This window comes from Rhodopila sp., assembly GCF_965276935.1.
In the GTDB taxonomy this organism is placed as follows: Bacteria; Pseudomonadota; Alphaproteobacteria; order Acetobacterales; family Acetobacteraceae; genus Rhodopila.
This window is the reverse complement of sequence record NZ_CBDIBS010000004.1, coordinates 815,775-840,537: the sequence shown is the minus strand read 5'-3', so window position 1 is coordinate 840,537 and position 24,763 is coordinate 815,775. Positions and strand designations below refer to the sequence as shown.

Annotated in this window: 19 protein-coding genes and 2 pseudogenes; 10 read left to right on the top strand and 11 right to left on the bottom strand. The window is 64.8% G+C overall.

What is annotated here, in order from left to right:
- Positions 1-143: 143 nt before the first annotated feature.
- From ACQY4S_RS20145 to ACQY4S_RS20135, 3 genes are read right to left on the bottom strand one after another with little or no spacing between them, the layout of a single operon-like run.
- Entirely contained in the window at positions 144-1,094 is a 951-nt protein-coding gene (locus ACQY4S_RS20145) for an oxidoreductase (protein WP_428486991.1), read from the bottom strand.
- 15 nt (positions 1,095-1,109) lie between these two features.
- Positions 1,110-1,364 carry a hypothetical protein gene (locus ACQY4S_RS20140; RefSeq protein WP_428486990.1) on the bottom strand — a complete coding sequence of 85 codons (255 nt, stop codon included), beginning with the start codon at positions 1,362-1,364 and terminating at the stop codon, positions 1,110-1,112.
- Between the two features lie 35 nt (positions 1,365-1,399).
- On the bottom strand, positions 1,400-3,892 hold the full coding sequence (locus tag ACQY4S_RS20135; RefSeq protein ID WP_428486989.1) for a GNAT family N-acetyltransferase: 2,493 nt from the start codon (positions 3,890-3,892) through the stop codon (positions 1,400-1,402).
- 117 nt (positions 3,893-4,009) lie between these two features.
- On the opposite strand from ACQY4S_RS20135, the gene ACQY4S_RS20130 reads away from it, so the two are divergent.
- From ACQY4S_RS20130 to ACQY4S_RS20120, 3 genes are all read left to right on the top strand, one after another.
- Positions 4,010-4,987 (top strand): alpha/beta hydrolase, encoded by a 978-nt coding sequence (locus ACQY4S_RS20130; RefSeq protein WP_428486988.1) that lies wholly within the window; start codon positions 4,010-4,012, stop codon positions 4,985-4,987.
- 106 nt (positions 4,988-5,093) lie between these two features.
- Entirely contained in the window at positions 5,094-5,570 is a 477-nt protein-coding gene (gene parS / locus ACQY4S_RS20125; RefSeq protein ID WP_428486987.1) for a type II RES/Xre toxin-antitoxin system antitoxin, read from the top strand.
- Positions 5,567-6,070 (top strand): RES family NAD+ phosphorylase, encoded by a 504-nt coding sequence (locus tag ACQY4S_RS20120; protein ID WP_428486986.1) that lies wholly within the window; start codon positions 5,567-5,569, stop codon positions 6,068-6,070. The genes parS and ACQY4S_RS20120 overlap by 4 nt, the downstream gene beginning before the upstream one ends.
- A gap of 23 nt (positions 6,071-6,093) precedes the next feature.
- Here ACQY4S_RS20120 and uvrA read toward each other — a convergent pair whose 3' ends face one another.
- Positions 6,094-8,955, bottom strand: coding sequence for an excinuclease ABC subunit UvrA (uvrA, locus tag ACQY4S_RS20115; RefSeq protein ID WP_428486985.1), 2,862 nt, complete (start codon positions 8,953-8,955; stop codon positions 6,094-6,096).
- A 154-nt stretch (positions 8,956-9,109) separates the two neighbouring features.
- Here uvrA and ssb point away from each other — a divergent pair, with 154 nt between their 5' ends.
- A complete protein-coding gene (gene ssb, locus ACQY4S_RS20110) occupies positions 9,110-9,661 on the top strand; it encodes a single-stranded DNA-binding protein (RefSeq protein WP_428486984.1) in 552 nt (183 codons plus the stop codon).
- A gap of 552 nt (positions 9,662-10,213) precedes the next feature.
- The gene (locus ACQY4S_RS20105) at positions 10,214-12,832 is read left to right on the top strand and encodes a PAS domain S-box protein (RefSeq protein WP_428486983.1); all 2,619 of its coding nucleotides are present in this window, start codon (positions 10,214-10,216) and stop codon (positions 12,830-12,832) included.
- Between the two features lie 588 nt (positions 12,833-13,420).
- Here the strand turns inward: ACQY4S_RS20105 and ACQY4S_RS20100 are convergent.
- On the bottom strand, positions 13,421-14,383 hold the full coding sequence (locus ACQY4S_RS20100) for an IS110 family transposase (RefSeq protein WP_428488463.1): 963 nt from the start codon (positions 14,381-14,383) through the stop codon (positions 13,421-13,423).
- 162 nt (positions 14,384-14,545) lie between these two features.
- Here ACQY4S_RS20100 and ACQY4S_RS20095 point away from each other — a divergent pair.
- A pseudogene (locus ACQY4S_RS20095) lies at positions 14,546-15,346 on the top strand (IS256 family transposase); the annotation flags it as partial.
- On the opposite strand, the gene ACQY4S_RS20090 reads toward ACQY4S_RS20095, so the two are convergent.
- A complete protein-coding gene (locus ACQY4S_RS20090; protein ID WP_428486982.1) occupies positions 15,269-16,951 on the bottom strand; it encodes a recombinase family protein in 1,683 nt (560 codons plus the stop codon). The pseudogene ACQY4S_RS20095 and the gene ACQY4S_RS20090 overlap by 78 nt on opposite strands.
- A 317-nt stretch (positions 16,952-17,268) precedes the next feature.
- Here ACQY4S_RS20090 and ACQY4S_RS20085 point away from each other — a divergent pair.
- Together ACQY4S_RS20085 and ACQY4S_RS20080 are read left to right on the top strand one after the other, a co-directional pair.
- Positions 17,269-17,708 (top strand): annotated as a pseudogene (locus ACQY4S_RS20085) (transposase); the annotation flags it as partial.
- Between the two features lie 445 nt (positions 17,709-18,153).
- Entirely contained in the window at positions 18,154-19,527 is a 1,374-nt protein-coding gene (locus tag ACQY4S_RS20080) for an MFS transporter (protein ID WP_428486981.1), read from the top strand.
- A 16-nt stretch (positions 19,528-19,543) separates the two neighbouring features.
- Here the strand turns inward: ACQY4S_RS20080 and ACQY4S_RS20075 are convergent, their stop codons facing one another.
- On the bottom strand, positions 19,544-20,563 hold the full coding sequence (locus ACQY4S_RS20075) for a zinc-binding alcohol dehydrogenase family protein (RefSeq protein WP_428486980.1): 1,020 nt from the start codon (positions 20,561-20,563) through the stop codon (positions 19,544-19,546).
- 202 nt (positions 20,564-20,765) lie between these two features.
- Here ACQY4S_RS20075 and ACQY4S_RS20070 point away from each other — a divergent pair, with 202 nt between their 5' ends.
- On the top strand, positions 20,766-22,277 hold the full coding sequence (locus ACQY4S_RS20070; protein WP_428486979.1) for an MFS transporter: 1,512 nt from the start codon (positions 20,766-20,768) through the stop codon (positions 22,275-22,277).
- 141 nt (positions 22,278-22,418) lie between these two features.
- On the opposite strand, the gene ACQY4S_RS20065 is transcribed toward ACQY4S_RS20070, so the two are convergent.
- Both ACQY4S_RS20065 and ACQY4S_RS20060 read right to left on the bottom strand, forming a co-directional pair.
- Positions 22,419-22,697: a hypothetical protein gene (locus tag ACQY4S_RS20065; RefSeq protein WP_428486978.1), complete on the bottom strand. Its 279-nt coding sequence runs from the start codon at positions 22,695-22,697 to the stop codon at positions 22,419-22,421.
- Complete coding sequence (locus ACQY4S_RS20060) at positions 22,649-22,855, bottom strand: hypothetical protein (protein ID WP_428486977.1); 207 nt, start codon at positions 22,853-22,855, stop codon at positions 22,649-22,651. Before ACQY4S_RS20060 ends, ACQY4S_RS20065 begins: the two co-directional genes overlap by 49 nt.
- Before the next feature lie 310 nt (positions 22,856-23,165).
- On the opposite strand from ACQY4S_RS20060, the gene ACQY4S_RS20055 reads away from it, so the two are divergent.
- Positions 23,166-23,579 (top strand): Rieske (2Fe-2S) protein, encoded by a 414-nt coding sequence (locus tag ACQY4S_RS20055; RefSeq protein WP_428486976.1) that lies wholly within the window; start codon positions 23,166-23,168, stop codon positions 23,577-23,579.
- 9 nt (positions 23,580-23,588) lie between these two features.
- On the opposite strand, the gene ACQY4S_RS20050 is transcribed toward ACQY4S_RS20055, so the two are convergent.
- Together ACQY4S_RS20050 and ACQY4S_RS20045 are read right to left on the bottom strand one after the other, a co-directional pair.
- A complete protein-coding gene (locus ACQY4S_RS20050) occupies positions 23,589-23,834 on the bottom strand; it encodes a hypothetical protein (protein ID WP_428486975.1) in 246 nt (81 codons plus the stop codon).
- Positions 23,835-23,944: 110 nt separating this feature from the next.
- Positions 23,945-24,748 carry an aspartate dehydrogenase gene (locus tag ACQY4S_RS20045; protein ID WP_428486974.1) on the bottom strand — a complete coding sequence of 268 codons (804 nt, stop codon included), beginning with the start codon at positions 24,746-24,748 and terminating at the stop codon, positions 23,945-23,947.
- Positions 24,749-24,763: the final 15 nt, after the last annotated feature.

Here is a 24,763-nt window from a genome sequence, read left to right as displayed (position 1 = left end):
GGCTGCTGCTGCCTGCATGTAATGCTAGAGCGCGATCCGAGCAGGTGGCATCACCGAAACGGTGGATCACGCGATCAAACAATGAGCTAGAGCGGAGTCTGTGAGCCAAGGCGAATGGAAAACGCTCTAGGTATGTCATTGCCTCAGTTAAAAGTCAGGCCTGTCAATTTCTCCGACAGCGACCAAAGCCGGTTGCCGACGGCCGGGTCCGCCGCCTGCGGGCTGATCCGCGATACGCCGGGCGCGCCGCGGGTTTCGCCCGGACCGGTGGGGCCGTAATAGGCGCCGCCCTTCGCCGCCGGTGCCATGGCGGCATACAGCGAGGGCAGTGCGCCGTCCCGCGCTGATTGCGCCACCAATCCGAAGGCCTGGGCGATCACCCATTCCTTGATTCCGGGCGCGCCGCCGCCCATGCCATTGCCGATGATCTCGGTCCTCGCCCAGCCCGGATGCGCCGCGATACTGCGCAGATTCCATTGGTTCCGTTCGGCTCGGCGCTGCAGCTCGATCGCGAACACCAGCATGGCTAGCTTGCTGCGGCCGTAGGCGCGCATCGGGCTGTATGACCGCTCCGACTGCGGATCATCCAGGTCGAGGGCCGCGCGGCGGTGCGCGAGGCTGGCCACGCTGACGACACGGCCGCCACCAGGGGCTGCGCGCAGCGCGTCCTTCAGTCGTGCAGTCAGGGCAAAATGCCCGAGATAGTTCACCCCGATCTGCTGCTCGAAGCCATCCTCCGTCAGCCGGCGCCTGGGCATGCCCATGACCCCGGCGTTGTTCACCAGGATGTCGATCACGCCGTCCTGCGCCGCGGTGACCGCTGCCGCGAACCGGACCACCGAGGCCAGGCTGGCGAGGTCGAGCATTTCGAAGCGAACCGTGGCGGCCGGAAGGTCGCGCCGGATGCGCGATAGCGCCCGCGCACCCTTGTCCGGATTGCGACCGGCAACGATCGTCGTCGCGCCACGCCGAGCGAGCCCCAGCGCCGTCTCGTAACCTAGGCCGCCGGTCGCCCCGGTGACGATCGCGACCTTGCCGTGCAGATCGGGCGCATCGGCGAGGTTCCAGCCATTCTTCACTGCCGTGCCAGTCATGACATCCCCCGGCTTTCAGCCTCGACCACCGCGCGCAAATGCACGAACCCTGCTGCCGGCCGCGCCGGCATTACGCAGATCTGTGATCGCCTTTGGCGCGGTCAAGAATGGCATGGTCGCGCTGAACCATGCCAGTTCTGCCCGTGCGGAAAGCATCAGGGGCCGGCGGATGGTGCCGGCCGTCGAACGCGCCATGGACAGCGGTATCATCGGACCACACTTGTTGAAGGCATTCAAACTGGCTTTGGCAAGCCCAGCGCCCTCGGCCATGGTATTCTCCGCCTGACGTTAGGTTGCGGAGCGGATCAAACCGCCAGCCGCACCTCCATCACATCCGGCTCCTCCGGCATCCGCTTCACGCTGAACCCTAGGTGCCGGACGAACGCCAGCATCGGCGGATTGTCGGCCAGCACCTGCCCGACAATCTGCTTCACCCCCCGCGTCCGTGCCCAGTCGATCAACCGGCGCATCAGCCGGGAGGCCAGGCCGCGGCCTTTCATGTCGGCCTGCACGATGACCGCGAATTCGCCGCTGGCCGTATCCGCCTCACACACCAGGCGGGCGACGCCCACGGTGTCCGCATCGGCATCCCGCACTGCGATGAACGCCATCTCTCGGTCGTAATCGACCTGCGTCAGCCTGGCCATCTGCTCGGGCGATAGCGCCCGCACGGCGCTGAAGAAACGATAGCGGATGTCCTGCGGCGATAGGCGCGCGAAGAAGGCGCCATGGGCCGCCGCGTCCTCCGGCCGGATCGGGCGGATCGTCATGGATTCGGCGCCGATTAGCGCGTGCTCGATCAGTTCGGCCGGATAGGGTGCGATCGCCATGGCAGCCGGCGGTTCATCCGGTCCGCGCAGCAGCAGCCAGGCGTCGGCGGCCAGCACGCCGGCCTGATCGACGAACAGGGACGGCACGTCCAGCGCCGCGATCTCCGGGAAGTCCACGACAAGCTGGCTCATACGCACGAGCGTCTCGGCCACCGCGCCAGCGTCGGCGGCCGGGCGGTCGCGCAGCGGCTGAGACAGCAGCGCGCCGGTGGCGCTGCGCTGGATCAGCGCCCGCGCCAGGGTCAGGTTCAACGGCGGCAGATCGGCGGCCTTGTCGATGGCGCTGGCGACTGTGCCGCCGGCACCAAAGGTAATAATCGGCCCGAACATCGCATCGTCCGCCATGCTGATCGCCATCTCCCGCGCCCTGCCGACCTGGCGCTGGACCAGCAATTCGCTTTGGTCATCCTGCCGCGCCGCCAGACGCCGCGCGGCGGCAACGACCGCGTCCATATCGTGCAGGTCGAAGATCAGCCCGCAAAGCGCGCGCTCGGCGGGTGGCGTGGTCTCACGCGGCTTCACCACGATTGGAAAGCCGAGCATCCGTGCGGCGGAGGCGGCGTCCGCAGGCGCGGCGACGCGGCGGGTGGGCACCGTGGGGATGCCGTAGGCGCCAAGAACATCCAGCGCCTCATCCTGGGTCAGGGCCATATGGCCGGCGGCTCGGGCATGGGCGAAGACGCGGCGCACCCAGGCGCGGTCGGGGACCAGGGCCAGCACCGTGCTGGCCGGCAGTTCCCGCGCGGCCTCGCGGTTGCGATGGTCCCGCACCAGATGTGCGAAGCCGTCGATCGCCTGGGCGGGTGTGGCGAACACCGGCAGGCCGAAGTGTGCGAGCGTGGCGCGATGCGGCGCGCCGGTGGTCTCGCCCATGGCACAGACCAGCAGGGCGGCGTGCTGATCGGGACATTTGGCGCACAGGCTGGCGATGGCCGCCTCATCCGCGGCACCTTGCGGGGCGTGCACCACCAGTACGCCGCCGAGGTCCGTCCGCTTGGCCAGACGGTGCGCGGCGGCGGCCAGATCGGCGGAAGCCACATGCAGGGTGTCGTGATCCAGTGCGTCGTCCGTCAGCAGGCAGAGGCCGTTGCGCAGCACCGTGTCGGCGGCGAGCCTGGCCGGGCCGATCCCATTGCTGACAATCGCGATGGTGTCGCGCGCCAGCGGGCGAGCGCGGGACAGTGTTTCGGCCGCTGCCAGCAGATCTTCCAGCCGGTCGACGCATAACACCCCGGCTCTGCGCAGCGCCGCTTCAAAGGCGCGGACGGCGGCGCCGTCGGTATCCCGCAGACGCAGGCCGGCGTGGATCGCCACCACCGGTCGCAGGCGAGCGCCCGCGCGGGCGGCGGACAGAAACTGGCGGCGGTCCTTGATGCGGCGGATGTCCAGCAGGATGGCGCCGGTGTTGGCATCGCGCGACAGCCAGTCCAGGGTCGATGAAAAGCCGATGTCCGCGCTGCCGCCCAGGCCGACGATGTGGCTGAACCCGACCCCGTTCGGCGCCGCCCAGTCGATCACAGCGCGGCTGAGGGCAGCGGACTGCGAGATCAGCGCAAGCCGGCCGGCCGGTGGGGCGATGTGCGCGCGTGAGGCGTTCAGGTTCAGGTGGGGAACCGCCAAGCCAAAAGAATGCGGGCCAAGCGCGCGGACGCCGCTGCGGGCGGAATCAGCGGCAAGACCAGGGGCAGGGCCCGGCACGATGGCGGCGAAACATTTTTTTCTAGACAGGTCAGTCATCGCCGAACTGATCTGCTCCGCTGGGACAGCCAGCACCGTCAGGGCCGTGTTGTCCGGCAGCTCCGCCATGTTCCGCACCACGTGGACGTCGCCCTGGAAACCGCCCATCGCGAGGTTCGCCAGGATCTCGCCGCCGGCCTGCGTGTCCGCGCCGATGACGGCGATGGAGGCCGGGCGGAACAGGTTGACTGGATCGAAGCGGCCAGTGGCGTTGAATCGCGGGACCATCATTGAGCGTATGGCATGTTGCAGTGCGGCATTAGGCGTCGGCAAACGCCGGACGCAAGTTGCATTCTGCTGGCTTGTGCCGTTGCATAGATCGCGAATGGCAGCAGAGGGAGGCGCAGGATGCCGGATCGGTCACATTGGGACCCGGAAATGGCGGCGTTCACCGCCAACGCGGAGGCGGCGGCGGCGAACTACCCGCCGGTGAAGGTGGAACTGCCGCTGGAGCCGCATCGGCGGGTCAATGATCTGCTGGGAATGCTGACCGCCGATGGCGGGCCGGAGATGGCGGAAACCACGGAGCGCTTCGTGACCGCGCGCGGCCGGCGGATTTTCTGCCGGGTGTACCGCCCGGTGAGCGACCGGCCCGGGACTGAGCGGAATTTGCCGACGCTGGTATATTTCCACGGCGGCGGCTGGGTGTGGGCTAATGTCGACACGCATGACCGGATGGCGCGCGAATACGCGGCGGCCGGCGATGTGGCGGTCGTCAGCGTCGACTATGCGCTGTCGCCGGAGGCGAAGTTTCCTCAGGCGCTAGAGGAATGTGCCGCGGTGGTACGCTTCATCTCGGCGCGGGGAGCCGATTGGGGGCTGGATCCGTTACGCATCTTCCTCGGCGGCGATTCGGCGGGCGGCAATCTGGCGCTGGTGACGGCGCTGCTGCTGCGCGACACCGGCGGGCCGGCGCTGCGCGGGATATTGGCAAACTACCCGGTGGCGGACTCGCGCTTCGACACCGAAAGTTACCGGCAATTCGGCGCCGGCGGCTACGGGCTGAGCACCGAGCGGATGGCGTTCTACTGGAGCGTCTATTTGCCGCACGACATCGATCGGCTGCATCCGCTGGCGGCGCCGTTGCGGGCTAACTTGACCGGACTGCCGCCGGTGATGGTGCTGCTGGCGGAACTGGACGTGCTGCGGTCGGAAGGCGAGGCGCTGGTGGCGAAGCTGCGCGCGGCCGGGGTGGATGTGGAGACGGAGACATTCGGCGGCGTCGTGCACGGCTTCCTGCGGGCGACGGCGTCGGTGCGCAAGGCGCGGGACGCAGTGGCGATGGCGGGGGCCTGGATGAAACGGATGGGACGTGGTGGAAGGTGAGAAAGCGGCGGCGCCTAAACCGGTAAACACATGAAACGGTGGTATTGAAGCCTGGCCCGTCACCTGTCATATTCCTGACGACACATGTCAGAGGACGGCGGGAACCATGGTTGAGATGTCTAGTGTTGGGACAGCCGCCAACCCGATCGGACTCATCGCTGCCCTTCTGGGCGGCGACCGGGTGTTGCGGCGCCATCTTGAGACGCCGCTTGATGCTCATGAGATGCTGGTGACGGGGCTGCCTGGTGAAGCGCTTCTGCATTTGGTGGAGAGCTTCGAAATTCTCCGCCGGCGTGTAGTGTTTGAGCAAGCCACCGGAATAAGCCTGCGCACAATCCAGCGCCGAAGAGGCACGCCCATTCAAATGCTTAGCCGGGAGCAGAGTGGACGCACTTGGAAGCTTGCCGAGGTTCTGGCCAGGGCGACATCCCTGCTGGGTTCTCGGGAAGCAGCGGAGCAATGGCTGGAGCGGCCCGCCATGGGTCTGGACCAGCGGCGGCCTATCGACTTGTTATCGACGCCGGCGGGCATGGCGTTGGTCGAGGCGTTTCTGGAGCGGCTTGAGTATGGCGTCTATACGTGACGCCTCTGCCCGCGCCGCTTGGAAGCGGACCGCTGACGGCGTGGCGGCTGGACGATGCCAGGCACGCTGAAAGCTGGAATAGTGGAGAGGGGGCGTTTCGGGTTGGTGGGCGCTGGAACAGCAAGGGGACAAGAGCGGTCTATTGTTCGGTCGATCCCTCGACCGCAATCCTGGAAGTGGCGGTGCACAAAGGTTTTCGAACCTTGGATACAGTCCCGCATGTGCTGACGTCGCTGACCATAGCCGATCCCAACTCGGTGCATGTGGTCGATCCAGCAAGGGTACCCAATCCGAACTGGCTACAGTCCGGAATACCCGGTGCGGGGCAGCAGGCATTCGGGACCGCATTGCTTGCGCGTCATGTGATCATTCTGATGCCCAGCGCGGTCTCCACGCTTAGCTGGAACCTCATTTTTGATGGCGTATCGGCGGAGGGCTGGTATGCCTTGGCGTCGCAGAACGCGTTCGCGCTGGACACGCGACTGCACCCGCCGTCATAACAGCCGGTTATGGACAGCCGATCCTACGCCCGCCGCCGCCGCGTCCTCGGTGCCTCTACAACCGGCAGCATCGGGGCCAGGAAGCGCCCGGTATAGCTTTCTGGATTGGCAACGATATCCTCTGGCGTTCCCTCCGCCACGATCCGTCCGCCGCCGTCGCCGCCTTCGGGACCTAGATCCAGGATCCAGTCCGCGGTCTTGATGACCTCCAGATTGTGCTCGATCACCACAATCGTGTTGCCCTGGTCCACCAGCGCGTGCAGCACTTCCAGCAGCTTTCGCACGTCCTCGAAATGCAGGCCGGTGGTGGGTTCGTCCAAAATATACAACGTCCGGCCGGTGGCGCGGCGAGCCAGCTCCTTCGACAGCTTGATGCGCTGGGCCTCGCCGCCGGACAGCGTGGTGGCCTGCTGGCCCAGCGCGATGTAGCCCAGGCCGACCTGCTGGAGGATCTTCAGCCGGTCGTGGATGCGCATCTGCGCGCTGAAGTAGGGCACCGCCTCGTCCACCGTCATCGCCAGCACCTCGGCGATCGACTTGTCGCGGAACTTGATTTCCAGTGTTTCGCGGTTGTAGCGGCGACCCTTGCAGGTGTCGCAGGTGACGAAGACGTCCGGCAGGAAGTGCATCTCGATCTTCAGCAGGCCATCGCCCTGGCAGGCCTCGCAACGGCCGCCCTTGACGTTGAAGCTGAACCGGCCGGGCTTGTAGCCGCGCGCGCGTGACTCCGGCAGTTCGGCGAACCAGTCGCGGATCGGCGCGAACAGGTCGGTGTAGGTCGCCGGATTCGAGCGCGGCGTGCGGCCGATTGGCGACTGGTCGATGTCGATGATCTTGTCGAGTTGCTCCAGCCCCTCGATCCGGTCGTGCAGCGCCGGCACCAGGCCGGCGCCCATCAGCCGGCGCGCGGCGGCCTTGTACAGCGTGTCGATCACCAGGGTGGACTTGCCGCCGCCGGACACGCCGGTGACGCAGGTGAACACGCCCAGCGGGAAATCCACCGTCACCGATTTCAGGTTGTTGCCGCGCGCGCCAACGACCCGCAGCACGCGGTCGGTTAGCACCGGGCGGCGCAGCGGCGGGATCTCGATCCGGCGGCGGCCGGACAGGTAGTCTCCGGTCAGCGACTTCGGGTTGGCGGCAACCTGCGCCGGCGTGCCCTCGGCAATGACGTGGCCGCCGTTGATGCCGGCGGCCGGACCCATGTCAATCAGGTGGTCGGCGGCGCGGATCGCGTCCTCATCATGTTCCACCACAAGCACGGTGTTGCCGAGGTCGCGCAGCCGCCGCAAGGTGCCCAGCAGGCGCTCGTTGTCGCGCTGGTGCAGGCCGATCGACGGTTCATCCAGCACGTAGAGCACGCCGGTCAGGCCGGAACCGATCTGGCTGGCCAGCCGGATGCGCTGCGATTCACCGCCCGACAAGGTGGCCGATCCGCGCGCCAGGGTCAGATAGTCCAGCCCGACATCGACCAGGAAGCGCAGCCGGTCGACGATCTCCCGCAGGATGCGCCCGGCGATCTCCTGCCGCTGCGGGGTCAGTTGCGGCAGCACGGCCTGGAACCAGCCAAGCGCGGCGCGGATCGAGAGGTCGGAGGCCTTGGCGATGTTGCGGCCGGCGACGCGAACCAACAGCGCCTCCGGCTTCAGGCGGGCGCCGTTGCAGACGGCGCAGGGTTTCTCCGCCTGATAGCGGGTCATTTCCTCCCGCACCCAGACGCTGTCGGTTTCCTGCCAGCGACGTTCCAGGTTCTTCAGCACGCCCTCGAACGGCTTGGTTACCGTGTAGGCGCGGACGCCGTCCTTGTAGGTGAAGGCGATCGGCTCATCGCCGGAGCCGTGCAGGATGGCGTGCTGGACATCAGCCGGCAGGTCGCGCCAGGGGGTCTTGGTGGTCTGCTTGTAGTGGCGCGCCAGGCTTTGCAGCGTCTGGTCGTAGTATGGCGATTGCGCCCCGGTCCAGGGTGCGATGGCGCCATCGGCCAGGCCGGCGCGGTCGTCGGGCACCACCAAGTCCGGATCGAAGAAGCTTTCCAGGCCCAGGCCGTCACAGGCTGGGCAGGCGCCGTGCGGCGAGTTGAAGCTGAACAGCCGCGGCTCGATCTCCTCGATGCTGAAGCCGCTGACCGGGCAGGCGAAGCGCGAGGAGAACACCGTGCGTTCGCCGCCGTCGGCGTTCTCGGCGTAGACCACGCCATCGGACATCGCCAGCGCCGTCTCGAAGCTGTCGGCCAGGCGCGTTTCGACCCCGGCGCGGACGGCGACGCGGTCCACCACGGCCTCGATCTCGTGCTTGGTCTTGCGGTTCAGGGTCGGGACATCGCCGATTTCATACAGCGTGCCGTCGACCTTTACCCGGGTAAAGCCGCGGCGCTGCAACTCGGCCAGCTCCTTACGGTACTCGCCCTTGCGGTCGCGCACCACCGGAGCGAGCAGCAGCAGGCGCGTGCCGTCCGGCATCGCCATCACTCGGTCGACCATCTGCGAGACGGTCTGCGCCTCGATCGGCAGGCCGGTCGCCGGCGAGTACGGCACGCCGACGCGGGCCCACAGCAGGCGCATGTAGTCGTGGACCTCGGTCACCGTGCCGACGGTGGAGCGTGGGTTCTTCGAGGTGGTCTTCTGCTCGATGGAGATCGCCGGCGACAGGCCGTCGATGCTGTCGACGTCCGGCTTGCCCATCAGTTCCAGAAACTGGCGGGCATAGGCGGACAGCGACTCGACATAGCGGCGCTGACCCTCGGCGTAGATGGTGTCGAAGGCGAGGGATGATTTGCCGGACCCCGACAGGCCAGTGATGACAGTCAGCGAGTCGCGCGGAATGACCACGTCGACGTTCTTCAGATTATGTTCCCGTGCGCCGCGCACGTGGATAGAGCCGGCCATGTATGCTGTTATCCCGGGTTGGTGACTTATATCTGTTCTATCGATGTTCCCAGCTTATAGGGTATTTTCCGGGGGATCGTTCGAACTTTTTTAACCATGTGGCCCGCATGTGGGGTTTGAGCTAGGGTTGGGTTGTTCGGAAAGGATTGGTTCAATGGCTGGCAGCGTCAACAAGGTGATCCTGGTGGGGAATCTGGGTAAGGACCCAGAAGTCCGCTCCACACAGGACGGCAGCAAGATCGTCAACCTGACTTTGGCGACCAGCGAGACGTGGAACGACCGCGCCTCCGGCGAGCGGAAGGAGAAGACGGAGTGGCACCGCGTGGTCATCTTCAACGACCGCACTGCGGATGTGGCGGAGAAATACCTGAAGAAGGGCGCGAAGATCTACGTGGAAGGGTCGCTGCAGACGCGCAAGTGGACCGATCAGCAGGGCCAGGAGCGCTATACGACGGAAGTTGTGATCGGCCGCTTCAACGGACAACTGACGATGCTCGACACAAGGTCGGGCGGCGGTGAGGCCAGCGGCTACGGCGGCGGACCGGAGGTCGGTGTCAGCACGTCCGGCGGCGGCTACGCGCCACGCGAACGCACGCCAGTCGCCGCCGGTGCCGGTCGGACCGGCGGCGCGGGCCGAGGCGGCGCAGGTGGTCCGTCCTGGGATGCGCCGAAGGGTGGTGACCTGGATGACGAGATCCCGTTCTAGGCCGTGACAAAGATGCAAAAGAGACGGGAGGTCGAAGCGCATCTGCCGTGGTACGCCTGATCACCGTGAACGCCGGTGAGCGCGGGAAAGGCCGTCTTGGCCAGTCCCCCGTGGCGCCGCCCGATCGTGACCAAACGCCAATTGATCGTCATAATAAACTAGGTTTCCTGACGGCGCGAAGGCCTTCAAGGCAATAATTTGCACGAAACGATTCGCCCTCCCGAGGCAGCTCGTTTCCGGCAGGCGTCTTTTTTCAGAAACGGCTGGCGCACCTGAAAAATCCATCACGGCGACTGTTGCTGGCGCCAGGTCGTTCGCGACTTGGGAGACCTAGTAGATGCCGGTAGCCATCCGGCATCCGGAGAGAACACCAAGTCGGTTAGTTGGCAAGCCCATTTTTCAAAGCGACAGCACCACCGACGGGCTATCATCCTCGACCATATCGGCCGCCGCCAGATCGGTGACGGTCTCTGCCAGACCGTATCCACATCCCAGCCGCAACCAACCTGCGTGGTGATGCGTAAAGATTCTTGGCTTACGGTGCCAAGGAGCATGACCGAGGTGGTCACAACCCGCGAAGCCGAACTGCTCCGCCAACAAAACGTCCTTGCGCGGTTCGGCGAGCGGGCACTCAAATCCGGGGATCTTGATGAGATCTTGTATGAAGCGTGCTGTCTGGCAGGCGATGCCCTGGGCACTGACCTGGCCAAGGTCATGGAGCTGCAGGACGACGGCTTCAACTTGAGGATACGCGCTGGCGTCGGCTGGCAGCCCGGTGTGGTGGGCGAGGTCACTGTCAAGGTTGATGATGGCTCTTCCGAGGGTCATGCCCTGCAGAACGGCCAGCCGGTCATTTCGGCGAATATTGATACCGAAGACCGGTTCGAGTATGCCGCGTTCATCAAGGATGCCGGCGTCAAGGCGCTGGTGAATGTGATCATCATCGGCCGCGACAATGACCGGCCGTATGGCATTCTGCAGGTAGACAGCCGTCAGCCGCGCGAATTCAGCGAAAACGACATAAATTTTCTGCGTAGCTACGCCAACTTAATTGCCGCTGCGGTTGAACGCTTGCGCATAAGTGCCGAGGCCGTTCGTTCGCAGGCGTCACTTCGCCAGAGCGAGCAGCGCTATCGCGCCATCGTGGAAAGCGCGACCGACTATGCCATCTTCACCCTCGACCTGAACGGACGGATTAGCGGCTGGAACCACGGCGCGGCTGCGGTCCTAGGCTGGAAGGCGGCGGAGGTCTTGGAACAACCGGCGGATTTGATCTTCACGCCCGAGGACCGCGCCGCCGGGCAGCCCGAAATTGATATGCGGAAGGCTCTATCCACCGGCCGCGCCGCCGACGAACGCTGGTACGTGAAGCGCGACGGCACGTTGTTCTGGGGCAGCGGCCAACTGACGCCGCTATTTGACAACGGCTTGACCGGATACCTCAAGATCCTGCGTGACCACACCGAGCAGCGTGTGACGGCAGAGCGTTTGCGGGCGAGCGAGGAGCGCTTCCGTAGCCTGGCCGAGGGTATCCCGCAGCTCGTCTGGCGCTCGCGCAGCGCCGGTGAGTGCACCTGGGGTAGCCCGCAATGGATCGCCTATACCGGGCTGTCGGAAGCGCAAAGCCTGGATCTGGGCTGGCTTGATGCGCTTCACCCGGACGACCGCGTGGCAACCGTGGCGGCCTGGGCTGAAGCGGAGACATCTGGCGCCTTCGCCGTCGACTACCGCGTCCGCCGTGCGGCCGATGGCGTCTACCGCTGGTTCCAAAGTCGAGCCACACCGGTGTGTGACGGGGTGGGGCATATTATGGAGTGGTTGGGAACCGCGACGGATATCGACGATCAGGTCCGTATCCGTGAGACGCTGGCGCGTGGGCGCGAGGAACTGGAAAGGCTGGTAGTCGCGCGCACCAGCGACCTGGCTCTCGCGCTGGAGTCCTTGCGCGCGGAGGCGGCGGAACGCGGTCACGCCGAAGAGGCGTTGTGTCAGAGCCAAAAGATGGAGGCTATCGGACAGCTCACCGGCGGTATCGCGCATGATTTTAACAATATGCTGCAGGGCATCGCCGGCAGCGTGGAAATCGCCCGACGCCGGATTGGCGAGGCGCGCGCCGCGGATGCCATCCGCTTCTTGGATACGACCCGCGCGGCGGTGGACCGGGCGGCGGCATTGACGCACCGGCTGCTGGCTTTCGCCCGCCGGCAGCGGCTGGACCCGCGGCCAGTGGATCCCGACGGGCTGGTCGCTGGCATGGCCGAACTGATCCGCCGTACGATGGGCCCCGGGATCCGGGTGGAGCTGAACCTGCGCGACGGCGCCTGGGGCGTGTTATGCGACCCGAACGAGCTGGAAAGCGCGCTGCTCAATCTCTGCATCAATGCGCGTGATGCGATGCCCGAGGGTGGCAAGCTGACAATCGGCACGGACGATGCACACCTGTTCGCGGTGGACATCGCCGCGCAGGAGGAAGCCACGCCGGGCGAATTCGTGGCGATCTCGGTCGCCGATACGGGGGAGGGTATGCCACCAGAGGTGATGGCGCGGGTCTTCGAACCATTCTTTACGACGAAGCCGCTTGGTCAAGGCACCGGCCTGGGGTTGAGTCAGGTCTATGGCTTTGTCCGGCAGTCCAGTGGCGTCGTGCAGCTTGAAAGCACGCCGAGACAAGGCACCACGGTCCGGCTTTGCCTGCCCCGGCAAGATAACACCGCGATAGCCGCTGAACCGGCGCCGTTACCGGCACCCGAGCAGGCGCGCCTCGGTGAGACGGTGCTGCTGGTGGATGACGAGGCGGGCGTCCGCGAGCCAGCTTCCGAGCACCTGCGTGAGCTGGGTTATCAGGTATTGGAGGCAGCGGACGGCTTCACGGCGTTGCACATCCTAAACTCCATCTCGCGTCTCGATCTGCTGATCACCGATGTCAGGTTGCCGAACGGAATGAATGGACGTCAACTGGCTGAGGCCGTGCGTCAGCAATGGTCCGGAGTGCCCGTGTTGTTCATCACCGGCTATGCGGGCACCACGCTGCCATCGGCAACCGAAGTCATCCGAAAGCCATTCGATCTTGATGCATTCGCGCGGCGGATTCAATCGATCCTTGCCAGGACCGGTGCGCCCGTGCCGGAAACGTCCCATGTTTCTGGTGCGAATCCGCACCGACGAGACTAGTTGTGTTTGCAGGAGACGAGATACCACTTCGTGGTGAAGGTCCGTCGCAGACCACGCGGGCTGTTCTGAACATCAGTGCGAACGCACTGACCTTTGCGCGATAGCGCCACAGCCCATGAAAAAGAAATTGGAGCCTTGACCAAGTAGAAATGCAGACGCATCGATTACCTGAGCCGTGTGGCCGCTTATAATGTACACCTCCCTACCGCCGCACCGACTTTCAGTACGCGTTCATCAGCCGGCACTACGCCTTCTCCGTATAACAACGCGGATGACGCGCCTGCGCCCCATTGGCGCAAACCGATGCCCGGAAGGTGCCCTTTGCGCCCCTGCGTCATGGTCGGCCTCCGCAAGCCGTGACATCGAGTCTAAGCGATACGCGCCGATCCTAGTTTTGACGCACTTGGGGCCGGCGCCCGTGGTGACAGGCGAACATTGGTAGTGGCCGGTCAACGATACTGTCTGGACTGTTGTGCAAAATCCTAAACGGGCAAGCGGCCATGGTATGCGAGTGATGTTTGACGTCACCAACCCTGTGGAGAGGGCACACACCATGACCAGGACAGAAAGTAAGAGTATCCGTTTTGGTCAAGCGACGTCTGGCGTCCATGTGCGATGATCCCGCAGCAGCGCGTTGGCGATGATGACGAGTTTGCGCATGATGGCGACGATGGCGAGCTTGGCGGGTTTGCCGGCCTGGCGCAGCGCCTGGTATTTGGCCTTCAGCGGCGGATTGAAGCGGATGGCGACCAGGGCGGGCATGTCGATCGCCTGCCGGAGGTTGGCGCGGCCGCCCTGGATGAAGCTTTTGCCTTGCCAGGTGCCGGATTGTCGGGTGACCGGCGCCAGGCCAGCGAGGCTGGCGGCCTGCTTGGCGTCCATCGAGCCGAGTTCTGGCATGTCGATAAGCAAGGCGAGGCCGGTGGCGGCGCCCAGGCCAGGGATGCTGACAAGGATGTCGAAGCGGGCCTTGAGCCTGTCATGGGCGGCCAGAATGGTTGTCCGCTGGCGATCGATGGCCTGGATCTGGGTGTCGATTTGCTTGAGGTGTTGCTGGCTTTGGCGCTTGAGCAGGGCCAGCGTGAGGGTCTTGGCGCGGTTGAGTGCTGCGGTGCGGTCCTTCACCAAGGCCCGCCGTGCGGCCAGCAGTTCGGCCAGCTGATCAACGGTTGGATCCCGGGCGGGGGGGATGTCGGGCTGCAGGAGGGCGCCGAAGCGGGCCAGCATGGCGGCATCGACGGGATCGGTCTTGACGCGCTTGCCGGTGGCCTCGGCGAAGCGGCGGGCCTGCAACGGGTTGAGCTTGACGGCCGGCAGCGCGGCCTGGCCCAGCGCCATTTCGAGGCCACGATGATAGGCGCCGGTGGCCTCGAAGACGATGCGGGTTGGCTGGTAGGGGGTGATCCAGGCGATCAGCCTGGCGTGGCCTTGGCGATCATTGGTGAACCGCTGGGCGAGGCCCTGCGGGTGGAGGTGGACCTCGAGGCTGTCTTTCGCGACATCGATGCCGAGGGTGACGTGATCCGCGGTTGGTGCTATGGCGTGGCTCATCTTTTCCTGTCCCATGCTTGTCATCCGGGGCGTGCAACACCCAGGTATCCGTTCGGGCCTTGAGGAAAAGAAGCGGGCGATCCCACTCTAACTCGGTCCTACCCGACCGGCGTGATCTCGATCCATCCCGCTTCACCAGCGGCGGGTTGCAACCCGCCGCTGGTGAACCATTGTTCCGCAAAACCTGGGGCAAGTCATAAGACAAGCGAAGGTGCGGACATCAAAGCGCTGCTAGCGGCGGACGGTGATTTTCTGCATTCAGCGGTGCAGTCCGCGGTGCAAGCGGCGCTGGAGGCAGAGATGACGGACGCGCTGTCGGCGGAGCGCAGCGAGCGTGCGGGTGAACGGCGAGGTTACCGCAGCGGCTCCTACAGCCGTTCGCTGATCACCCGGGTAGGCACCATCGAACTGCGCGTGCCGCGCGACCGGTCGGGGCTATTTTCGACAGAGTTGTTCGAGCGCTACCAGCGTTCTGAGAAGGCGTTGGTGAGCGCGCTGGCCGAGATGTATGTGCAGGGCGTGTCGACCCGCAAGGTCAAGGCGGTGAGCGAGACGCTGTGCGGGCACAGTTTCTCGGCCGCGGCGATCAGCGGGATGAACCAGACGCTGGATGCCGCTTTGACGGCGTTTTCGACCCGTCGTCTGGCGGAACCCTATCCTTACCTGATCCTGGACGCGCGCTACGAGCGGGTGCGCGAGGGTGGCGTGATCGCTAGTCAGGCGGTGCTGGTGGCGGTGGCGGTTGATGGCCAGGGTCGGCGGCAAATCCTCGGCGTGGAGCTGGCCAACCGCGAGAGCACGTCGAGTTGGCGGGACTTCCTGCTCGGGTTGAAGCAGCGCGGCCTGCATGGCGTGGAGTTTGTGGTGTCCGACAACCACTCTGGACTAAAGCAGGCGATCCGCGAGGTGCTGAGCGAGGCGGCCTGGCAGCGCTGCATCGTGCACACGATCCGAACGCAATTGCGCGTCGGCGATATGCGGGCCGTCGCCGCCAGGCTGGTTAGCAGACAGCGGAATGACATGGCGGATCTCCAAGCTGTCTTCGCCGACGATGATGCGCTCGATGACCAGCTGCAAGATCGCCTGCTTTTCGAAGAGTGTCGCTTCATCGAGGCGGGTAGATATGCGCGAGCAGAACGCCGTCAGGTTGGTCCGCACGACTTCAGCCTGTACGCGCTGCTGGCGTAGCCGATCTCGCTCCTGCTGCTGTCGCTCCAGGCCACGCCGCTGCTCAGCAAGGTGGTGTCGGCGCTGGGACAGCTCCGCCAAGTTGATAGCGTCGGCTTCGTAGGCGTCCAGCAGGCGCTTGTCAGCCCGGGCAATGCGGTCCAGCCGCGTGCGGAGTTGCTGATCGGCAGCACGATCGCGGGTGGTGCCGGCTTCCGCCGTCGCGGCGAGATGCTCGAATTGCGCCACCAGTCGGTCTGGATTGGACAGCAGGCCGGCGACGTGATCCCACACGGCCGTCTCGATCTCTTCAGCTTTGACGTTGCGGCTTGGGCAAGCCGTTGGACGAGCCGTCATGATGCAGTCCTTACCATGGCACTGATAGTAACGCCGTTCCGGTTGATCTGCTCGCGCCGGATAAGTGCGTCCGAACATGGCCAAGCCGCAGATCTTGCAAGTGAGTAGGCAACGCAGCAGATAGCTGTACTTGCTGTTGTTACGAAACGACAGTGAAGCGTTGCGCGCAAGCTGCGCCTTTGCCCGATCCCAAAGGTCGGGATCGACGAGCGCCGGCACAGAAATGGCAATCCACTGCTCACGCGGCTTGAGTTGGCGGCACGATGCCTCATGACTGTGCGGGCCGCGGTTGCGACGTGGCTTCTTTGGCGGCACAAAATTGTAGCGGTTGGCGTAGGCGATACCGGCATAGACCGGGTCCGCGAGGATGTGGTGCACGACCGTGGGCGACCAGGGATGGCGGCCGGAGCGCGGGTAGTGCGGCCCATGGTTCAGCTGTTTGAGGATCTGCCGGATGGTCATCTGCTCGTCGACGAGCCAGCCGTAGAGCAGGCGCACCAATTCGGCCTCCGCGTCATCGATTACGAGATGCCCAGGCACCGCCTCATGTCGTGGAACGTAGCGGTAGCCATACGGGGCACGACCGCCCAAGTAGTGTCCATCGCGCGCCTTCTGCAGCTTGCCGCGGCGGAACCGTTCGCCAAGAACGGCGCGTTCGTATTCGGCGATGGCGCCTTGGATCTGCAACAGCAACTGGTCGTTCGGATCGTCCGAGATCGGGTGCTGCAGGAACGTCACCTGGCAGCCGGCGCGGCGGAACTCTTCAAGCAGCAGAACCTGGTAAGCGTAGCGGCGCGCCAGGCGATCAGGGCTCAGCACGACGATGTGCTCGACGGCGCCGTCTCGGACAGCGTCACGCAGGCCGTCGAGACCAGGTCGGTCGAGCCGTGCCCCGCTGTATCCTTCGTCACGGAAGATATGCGCCTCGGCGAGGTGGTGATCCCCGGCTGCGACCCAGGCGCGCAGCGTGGTGAATTGGCTGTCAATGGTCTGCTGACGTTCCTGGCGCTCGGTTGAGACGCGGGCGTAGAGGGCGATGCGCATGGCGGACTGACCTCTGTATTAGGGATGGGATAAAGGGAGGTGGACGTGTCATCCAGAAGACGGCGGTAGACCTGATCCAGCCGCTCGGGCCCATCCCGTGTGCGGATGGGCACCGAGTGGATCGTCCAGGTCGCCCCCGCCCTGGCGCATGATGGACGCGGCATTGGGCTGGACCTTTGCAGGGACTGGACCCAACCGAATGCACCACATTCTGCTCAGGGAAACCGCGCGTCCCGCCGTCGGCGCCGCAGAGTCGGACCAGCACCGACGAAGGGAACCGAAACAGCACAGCGAACCGCGTCGATTGTGTACGGATCGTGCACCTGCTGCGCAACGCGCTGGATTACCTGCCGCGACGGGCGACCGACGATTGCCTGCAGGAGCTGCGCTGGATTTACGACCGGCGGGACCTCGCTGAGGTGCGACGCGATCTCGCGGCTTGGCTGAGCAAATGGAGCGGCAAATACGCCCGTCTGTGCACCTGGGTCGAAGAAACATCGAGGAGACGTTGACCTACTACCGACTGCCGTTGGCACACCACAAGCACATGAAGTCGACCAACATGCTGGAGCGGCTGAACCAGGAGATCAAGCGGCGTACGCAGGTGGTGCGGATCTTCCCGAACACCGCAAGCTGCCTGCGGCTGGTGCGTGCCTTGGCGGTCGAGACGCACGAAGGCTGGTTGGAAAGCCCGCGCTATCTGAACATGGAACACCTGCGCGAGCACAAGAAGCAGCCGATGCGGCAGGCGGCATGACGCTGGTCCCGCTCTGCCCGAGGCTGGCGGCGTGCTCACCGCCGTCAAGCACGCTGCGCGCCGGCTGCGCCGGTGGCCTGTGGCCATGCTTGACCGCGGTTGCGCGCGCCGCCTCAGGAACATCAGGCCGGGACAAAGAAACGGCCCGCTTCAGCCGAACCAAGAAACATCACTGGCACCAGGGCAAACCGCTTTTGCACAACTTGACGGACACAACTCGGTCAACACCTGTGGCATTTGTTTCCTAAAAGACCCTAAAGTGTCGCGGCCACGGCGGCTCACAGGCCCGGGAAAACAGACGTGGGGCCAGTGGACACCTCAGGTATTCGGCGTCAAAGTGCTTGCACGACTACCAATCAAATTCACCGCTTGGATGCAAAGCGAAATGATAATCTGCCGCTAGTCCGACTTCCACATCGGCGGCCGGCGAAGGAGGAATATAGCGATGCCCGGCATCAGCATACGTCTCGACCAGTTGCCCATCACGTCCATCCATCGGTCGGCCTTCATTGCCCTGGCCTTCGCCTACTTTTTCGAGCTTGGCGACCTCAATACCTTTGCCTATGCCGCGCCCGCCGTAATCCGGGAATGGCACGTCAACGTCCACACCGTCGCGGTCATCACGTCCATGAGTTTCGCCGGCATGTTCCTGGGCGCGATGTCCGGCGGCGTATTGGCAAACCGCATCGGGCGAAAATCAGCCTTTATCCTTTCGGTGGCGGTATATTCAAGCTTTTCCCTGCTCAATGCGGTTGCTTGGAATGTGCTCTCGCTGGCGCTGCTGCGCTTCCTTACCGGTGTCGGCCTGTCCAGCATGACGGTGATCGCCAACACCTATATTGGAGAGTTCTTCCCCTCGCGCGTTCGCGGCCGCTACATGGGACTGACAATGGCGATCGGCCTGATCGGCATCCCGGCGACCGCCTGGGTGGCGCGGGCTGTCGTGCCTGCCGCACCCTGGGCCTGGCGATTGATCTTCATCTGGGGCGCCCTTGGTGCCATCGCCGCGGTTCTCGCCACACGGATGGTCGAATCGCCACGTTGGCTGAGCATGCGCGGACAAACGCAGGAGGCAGAGCGCATTCTCGCCATGCTCGAAACGGCTGCGGATATGCACAGCGTAGTGACGCCGCTGCGGCCGGAGCCCGATGCACGGGCGGCGCCGCATCCGTCATACCTCGCGGTGCTTCGGCCGCCGCACCTCGCACGCACCGGTCTCATCGGTTTGATCGGCGTATGTAGTACGCTCGGCTTCTATGGCTTCATGGCCTGGGTGCCGACACTGCTGTATGAGCATGGATTTTCCGTCACGAAGTCGCTGACCTACACAAGCGTCATCGCGATCTGCAACCCAATTGGCGCGTTGATCGCGGCTGACCTGATGGAGCGAATCGACCGCAAGTGGTTCAACACGCTTGTCTGCGCGGTCGTCGCCGCTGCTGTCCTGCTGTATGGCGTCGTCGGAACGCCGGGCCTGATCATGCTAGTCGGCGCGGTCGTCGTGATTGCGCTGCAGGGCGGTGCGACCGGGCTGTATATCTACAGCTCGGAACTGTTCTCGACCGATGTTCGCTCACTGGGGGTCGGGCTGACCTATGGCGTCGGGCGGTTGGCCAACGTAATTGGTCCACTGATTGTCGCGGCACTGTATTCCGGCTTCGGCTATGCCGCAGTCTTCGTGTTCGTGGCCGGCTGCTACCTGATCTGCGCGGTCGCCTACGGCTGTTTCGGCCCCCGGACGACCGGCCGGATCCTCGAGGCTGTCAGCCCAAGCAGTCCCGCCGGTTCGACGCCCGCCAGAACCCCTCTGACGACGTGACAGGTTGATACCACCGTCAGCCGGCGAACCCTTCCAGCACCACCTTTCCGCACGCGCGTCCGCTCTCGATCAGCGCATGCGCCCGTTTCAGGTTCGCCGCGTTGATTGAGCCGAGGTGGTCGCCCAGTGTCGTACGCAGCGTTGCGTTGTCGACCACCCGGGCGACCTCGTTCAGCAGATCGCCTTGCGCCGCCATGTCCGCAGTCTGAAACGAGGAGCGCGTGAACATCAGCTCCCAGTGCACCGACACGCTCTTGCGCTTGAACGGATTGATGTCGAGCGCCGGCGGATCGTCGATCAATCCAAATCGGCCCTGAGGGGCGATTAATGCCGCGATCTCCGACAGGTGCCGGTCGGTGTGGGTGGTAGAGAACACAAGGCCCGGCTCGCCCAGCTCCAGCGCGGCCACCTGATCGGCCAGCGGTCTGCCGTGATCGACGATGTGATGCGCGCCGAGGTCGCGCACCCAGGCCCGCGTCTCCGGTCGGGACGCGGTGGCGATCACCGTCAGGTTGGTCAGTCGGCGAGCCATCTGGATCGCGATCGAGGCAACGCCGCCCGCGCCGCCAATGATCAGGATCGCTGGTGCGGCACCAGGAACAGGTCTTGTCGCGGTCAGCCGGTCGAACAATGCCTCCCACGCCGTGATCGCGGTCAGTGGCAACGCCGCGGCGGCGCCCCAGTCCAGGCTTTCCGGCTTTCGTCCGACGATGCGTTCGTCGACCAGATGATATTCGGCATTGGTGCCTGGGCGGCTGATGTCACCGGCGTAGAAGACGGCGTCGCCTGGCTTAAACAGGCTTGCCTGGCTGCCGACCGCGGCGACGGTGCCGACCGCGTCGTAACCGAGGACCTTCCAATCGCCCGGCTCGGGTTCTGACCTGCGGCGCACCTTGGTGTCGACGGGATTGACCGATATGGCCCGAACCTCGACCAGCAGATCGCGTCCGGTCGGTTCCGGCTTCGGCAATGTGATGTCGACCAGCGCGGCGGCCGCCTCGATCGGCAGCGAGTCCTGGTAACCAATGGCACGCATAGCGGTCCCCTTTAGCTGTTCTGCTGGACAGATGCCCCGCAAGGACTGGCCCTGCAAGGATGGGCGCAAGGGCGGGCTTGAAGCCACGGCGTTGCCGACGCCCTGACACAACATCGCGAAACCCCTGGCAGGGGCCGATAATCATGCCTGCCGCGCGACCGGCGGGGTGTCGCCCGGCCGTGCATGCACGTAACCTGCTTTGATGCCGTCCGAGACAACCACTGACGCGGCGCCACCGGACGCCCCAGATGCCGTTCGCGCGACGCGATCGGTCTTCCTGACCGTCTTTCCGTCCATCATGCTGCCGATGTTCATGGCGGCGGCGGACCAGACGATCGTTGCCACGGCGCTGCCGGCGATCGCCGGCTCGCTGGGGCAGGTGGAGCGTGTATCCTGGATCGTGGTGGCCTACCTGGTGGCGAACACCATCGCGGCGCCGGTCTATGGCCGGCTGGGCGACGCCATCGGCCGTAAGAAAATGATGTTCGTGGCGCTGACCGTGTTCGTCGGCGCCTCCGTGCTCTGCGCGCTGTCCGGCTCGATCCTCATGCTGACCGCTGCTCGGCTGCTGCAGGGGGCGGGCGGCGGTGGGCTGATGACGCTGTCCCAGGCGCTGATCGCCGAGGCGGTGCCGCCCCGCCAACGCGGCAAGTACCAGGGCTATCTGTCCGGCATGTATGCCTCGGCCGCCACCTTCGGTCCGGTGGCGGGTGGCTGGCTGACCCAGGCGTTCGGCTGGCACTCGGTCTTCCTGGTCAACGTGCCGCTTGGCCTGCTGGCGGTCTTCCTGGTCATTCGCCTGCCGATCCAGCCGATCCGTGGCGGCGCGGTGCGCTTTGATGTCCTCGGCACGGTGTTCTTCGCCGGCTTCATTGCGCCGGTGCTGCTGGCGATGGAGCGGGCGCAGCATTTCGATACCCGGTCTCTGCCGTCGGTGCTGGCGCTGCTGGCACTGGCGGTCGTCTCCCTGGCGCTGCTGATCCGGCAGGAGAAGCGCGCCGCGGCGCCGCTGCTGCCAATCCAGCTTTTCCGCCAGGCGGGCATCTGGCGGACGGACACGATGGCGGCTTGCGTGGCGGCGCAGACTGTGTCGCTGGTATCGTTCCTGCCGATGTACCTCCAGGTGGTCAGAGGCGCCAGCATCGCCAACTCCGGCCTTTTGCTGCTGCCGTTGACGCTGGGGATCGCGTTGGGATCGCTGTTCACCGGCCGGATCATCGCCGCAACGGGCCGCACGGCAATCCTGCCCTCGGTGGGGCTGGCGGTCAGCGCCAGCCTGCTGCTGTCGCTGGCGGCCTTGGCGCCGTGGCTGGATAATACCATGATCACCGCGATGCTGGCCATTGCGGCGTTGTGCTCTGGCACCGCGATGCCGACGGTGCAGATGACGGTGCAGGTGGTTGCCGGCCCCAGGTTCCTGGGCTCGGCGGCGGCGTCCGTGCAGTTTTCCCGATCGGTCGGCGCCTCGATCGGCACTGCGCTGGTGGGGGCGGTGCTGTTCGCCGTGCTGGTTGGGCGGGATCCGCAGATCGCCGGATTGTTCGCCAGGCTGGTGCAGGAGGGGCCGCGGGCGCTGGATGGCCTGCCGGCGGCGCGGCGTGTCGTAGTACGAGGCGAGATTGCCGATGCGTTCCGCGCCGCGTTCCTGACCATCGGCTGCTTCACGACGATGGGTATGCTGTTCGCCTGGTGGCTGCCGGTGCGGCGGATCTAACGGGATTCAGTTGTTGTGCAATGCGATCCTGGCGAATGGATAGACGGTGTCGAAGCGGTTAAGGCCGTCGCACCAGATCGCCGCCGGGGCTGATAGCCAGTTGGTCAGTCGCAGCATGGCCATATGATGCCCTGGCAGGTTTCAGGTTAGGACCGGCTCGTGGTGCGCGATCCGATTGCGCAGAAGACGGATCGGCGTCAGTGGGCCGGAGAACGCCTTGCGCGGCAGCCCTTTGCCATCCTCACATTGGGCGATGCGGTGAAGATCGGTCTGCCAGAGCGTTTCGTAGGCGGCGCCGAGCATGGCGGTCCAGAAACTGAAGGTGAGGGCTGCCACCAGGCTGCCCGATGTCGGCTGCTTGTGCTCCTTCCTCAGATTGGCGAGTGCTTCCTGGACCTGATTGGCCTGATGCCGCGCCACGAGGAAACCTCATTCGCGAACCAGAAGGGGCTTTGCACCCCCGACAGGGTGATGTGGATGCGGTTGCGAAGCACCACCTCCAGCATCTGCAATGGCGTATAGAGCGCCTCGGACAAGCGGATGTTGAGCGCATACAGTTCCAGCGCTCGTGCGCTCACCGCATGCCTACGCGAGGTAGCGGCCGAACCGCTCGTGCGATATGGCATCTTCCAGCCGCTCGTCCTGGATCATGAGGCGCCTCGCCGGGATCGGCCTTGCAATCGGAACCCCGGTCCCGTCTCTGGCGATCTCTCGGTATACGGCCCGGGGTAAATTTTTGGTTAAATGTTCCGTTCGGCTGTGCTTGCGAGACCCTTGTCGTCGTAGGGCGGCAGTCTGACGCGGATGACCTAAAGCATACAAAGGCACTGGTTGCGGCAATCACCAGCCTTTAGTACCGTCCTGCCGACAAAATCGAAGTGCCGGATCATGAGCAAGCATGTGGTCGCGACAGTGGCCGAAGTCCCGCCAGGGCAGCGCAAACTAGTGACGATTCGCGGACGCCAGATCGCGGTTTTCAACCTGAACGGCGAGTTCTTCGGCCTATTCAACCGCTGCCCCCACCAGGGCGGCCCGATGTGCGAAGGCATTCTGACCGGCCTTATTGAGTCGAACGAGCCAGGCCACTACCAATACTCCCGCGCTGGCGAAATCATCCGCTGCCCGTGGCATGGTTGGGAATTCGATGTCCGCACAGGCCAGAGCTTCTGCGATCCCTCAAAAATTAGTGTCCGCAGCTATCCGGTCGAGGTGGCGGACGGTCAGCACGTCGTTCAGGGACCCTATGTTGCCGAAACAATTCCTGTCACCGTCGAACAACAATATGTGGTTGTCGATATGTAACATACATGATCAAGCCCGATCAGGAAAGCTGAAGGCGACCAGCGCGAGCACCATGCCGAGCGCCCAGGCGAGATAAATCACGATCAGCAGGTCGCGTGAGCTGAAGCGGCGGCCCAACCACCAAGCCGGCGGAACGGCCAGCAACAGCGCCGCTCCGACAGAACCGAGTCCGAAACTGTCCGCGGCATAAAGCGCCATGACGAAGCCGGTGATCAACGCCACGAACACCGGCGGGATGCTGACCAAGATCAGCATCTCATGCCGGATCATTGCCGCTGCGACAATCACGAAGCTGAACAATGCCAGAGTGGACAGGTAGGTCAGCGCCTCGATGAAGCGATCCTCGGGTGATGTCTCGACAGACTCTAACTCCCCGCCTTGAGCGGCGAAACCAGGCCGCGCAGACAGGCCAGCACCGACAGTGGTGTCAGGCGCCCGGTCTTCGGGTTCTCCAGGCTGGGGACGTTCTCGATCGTCATGGTGAAGCGGGCGGCATCGGCTTCAACATGGATCGTGTGCACATTGCGGGTCAGGCCGGGATCGGCCCAGATTCGCACCTGGGTGCGGATCGGTCCCACGCCGGCCAGTGCCAAGGCCGCGGCGACATTCACATTTGCCGGGAATCCAGCCGCGGCCTCCTGCGCGTTGCCCTCGAAAACCAGCTTTGGATCAATCAACTCCATCACGTCGATATGATTTTTCTCCAGATATGGTGCGCCGACCAGCCCCCGCGGCGGCTTTCTGGTCTCAATCGAGATGCTGGCGATAGATGCTTCGGCCGCGGCGCGTACCGCATCCAGACCCAGCAGAGCGCCCGTCGGGATGATGATCTGGGCGCCGGTTCTTCTGGCCAGCTTCACCAAGTGCATCCGCGGCAGCAGCGCCCCGGCAGAGGCCGGAATGAAAATCCGTCCGGCTTCCAGCGCAGGCACGGCAATCCTTTCGAAAATCGCCGCCGGCGCGGCCTCGACGACGATGTCGGCATCCGCCAGTTGCGCAACTTCCACGATACGTGGCGCGTCGTGGAAATCGGCTAGGTTCGCAAGTCCCCTGACTTCATCGCGGCAGGACACCGCAATCAGCCGCAATCCCTCGACACCAGCGTCGAGGGCGCGTGCCAAGGGCAAGCCAATGGCACCCAGACCGGCGATCGCGACAGTCTTGCTCATACCCATTATCCTTGC

Coding starts and splice junctions, on each gene's coding strand:
- ACQY4S_RS20145 (WP_428486991.1), bottom strand. CDS start 1,094: ATGACTGGCACGGCAGTGAAGAATGGCTGGAACCTCGCCGATGCGCCC.
- ACQY4S_RS20140 (WP_428486990.1), bottom strand. CDS start 1,364: ATGGCCGAGGGCGCTGGGCTTGCCAAAGCCAGTTTGAATGCCTTCAAC.
- ACQY4S_RS20135 (WP_428486989.1), bottom strand. CDS start 3,892: ATGATGGTCCCGCGATTCAACGCCACTGGCCGCTTCGATCCAGTCAAC.
- ACQY4S_RS20130 (WP_428486988.1), top strand. CDS start 4,010: ATGCCGGATCGGTCACATTGGGACCCGGAAATGGCGGCGTTCACCGCC.
- parS (WP_428486987.1), top strand. CDS start 5,094: ATGGTTGAGATGTCTAGTGTTGGGACAGCCGCCAACCCGATCGGACTC.
- uvrA (WP_428486985.1), bottom strand. CDS start 8,955: ATGGCCGGCTCTATCCACGTGCGCGGCGCACGGGAACATAATCTGAAG.
- ssb (WP_428486984.1), top strand. CDS start 9,110: ATGGCTGGCAGCGTCAACAAGGTGATCCTGGTGGGGAATCTGGGTAAG.
- ACQY4S_RS20105 (WP_428486983.1), top strand. CDS start 10,214: ATGACCGAGGTGGTCACAACCCGCGAAGCCGAACTGCTCCGCCAACAA.
- ACQY4S_RS20100 (WP_428488463.1), bottom strand. CDS start 14,383: ATGAGCCACGCCATAGCACCAACCGCGGATCACGTCACCCTCGGCATC.
- ACQY4S_RS20090 (WP_428486982.1), bottom strand. CDS start 16,951: ATGCGCATCGCCCTCTACGCCCGCGTCTCAACCGAGCGCCAGGAACGT.
- ACQY4S_RS20080 (WP_428486981.1), top strand. CDS start 18,154: ATGCCCGGCATCAGCATACGTCTCGACCAGTTGCCCATCACGTCCATC.
- ACQY4S_RS20075 (WP_428486980.1), bottom strand. CDS start 20,563: ATGCGTGCCATTGGTTACCAGGACTCGCTGCCGATCGAGGCGGCCGCC.
- ACQY4S_RS20070 (WP_428486979.1), top strand. CDS start 20,766: ATGCCGTCCGAGACAACCACTGACGCGGCGCCACCGGACGCCCCAGAT.
- ACQY4S_RS20055 (WP_428486976.1), top strand. CDS start 23,166: ATGAGCAAGCATGTGGTCGCGACAGTGGCCGAAGTCCCGCCAGGGCAG.
- ACQY4S_RS20050 (WP_428486975.1), bottom strand. CDS start 23,834: ATGCTGATCTTGGTCAGCATCCCGCCGGTGTTCGTGGCGTTGATCACC.
- ACQY4S_RS20045 (WP_428486974.1), bottom strand. CDS start 24,748: ATGAGCAAGACTGTCGCGATCGCCGGTCTGGGTGCCATTGGCTTGCCC.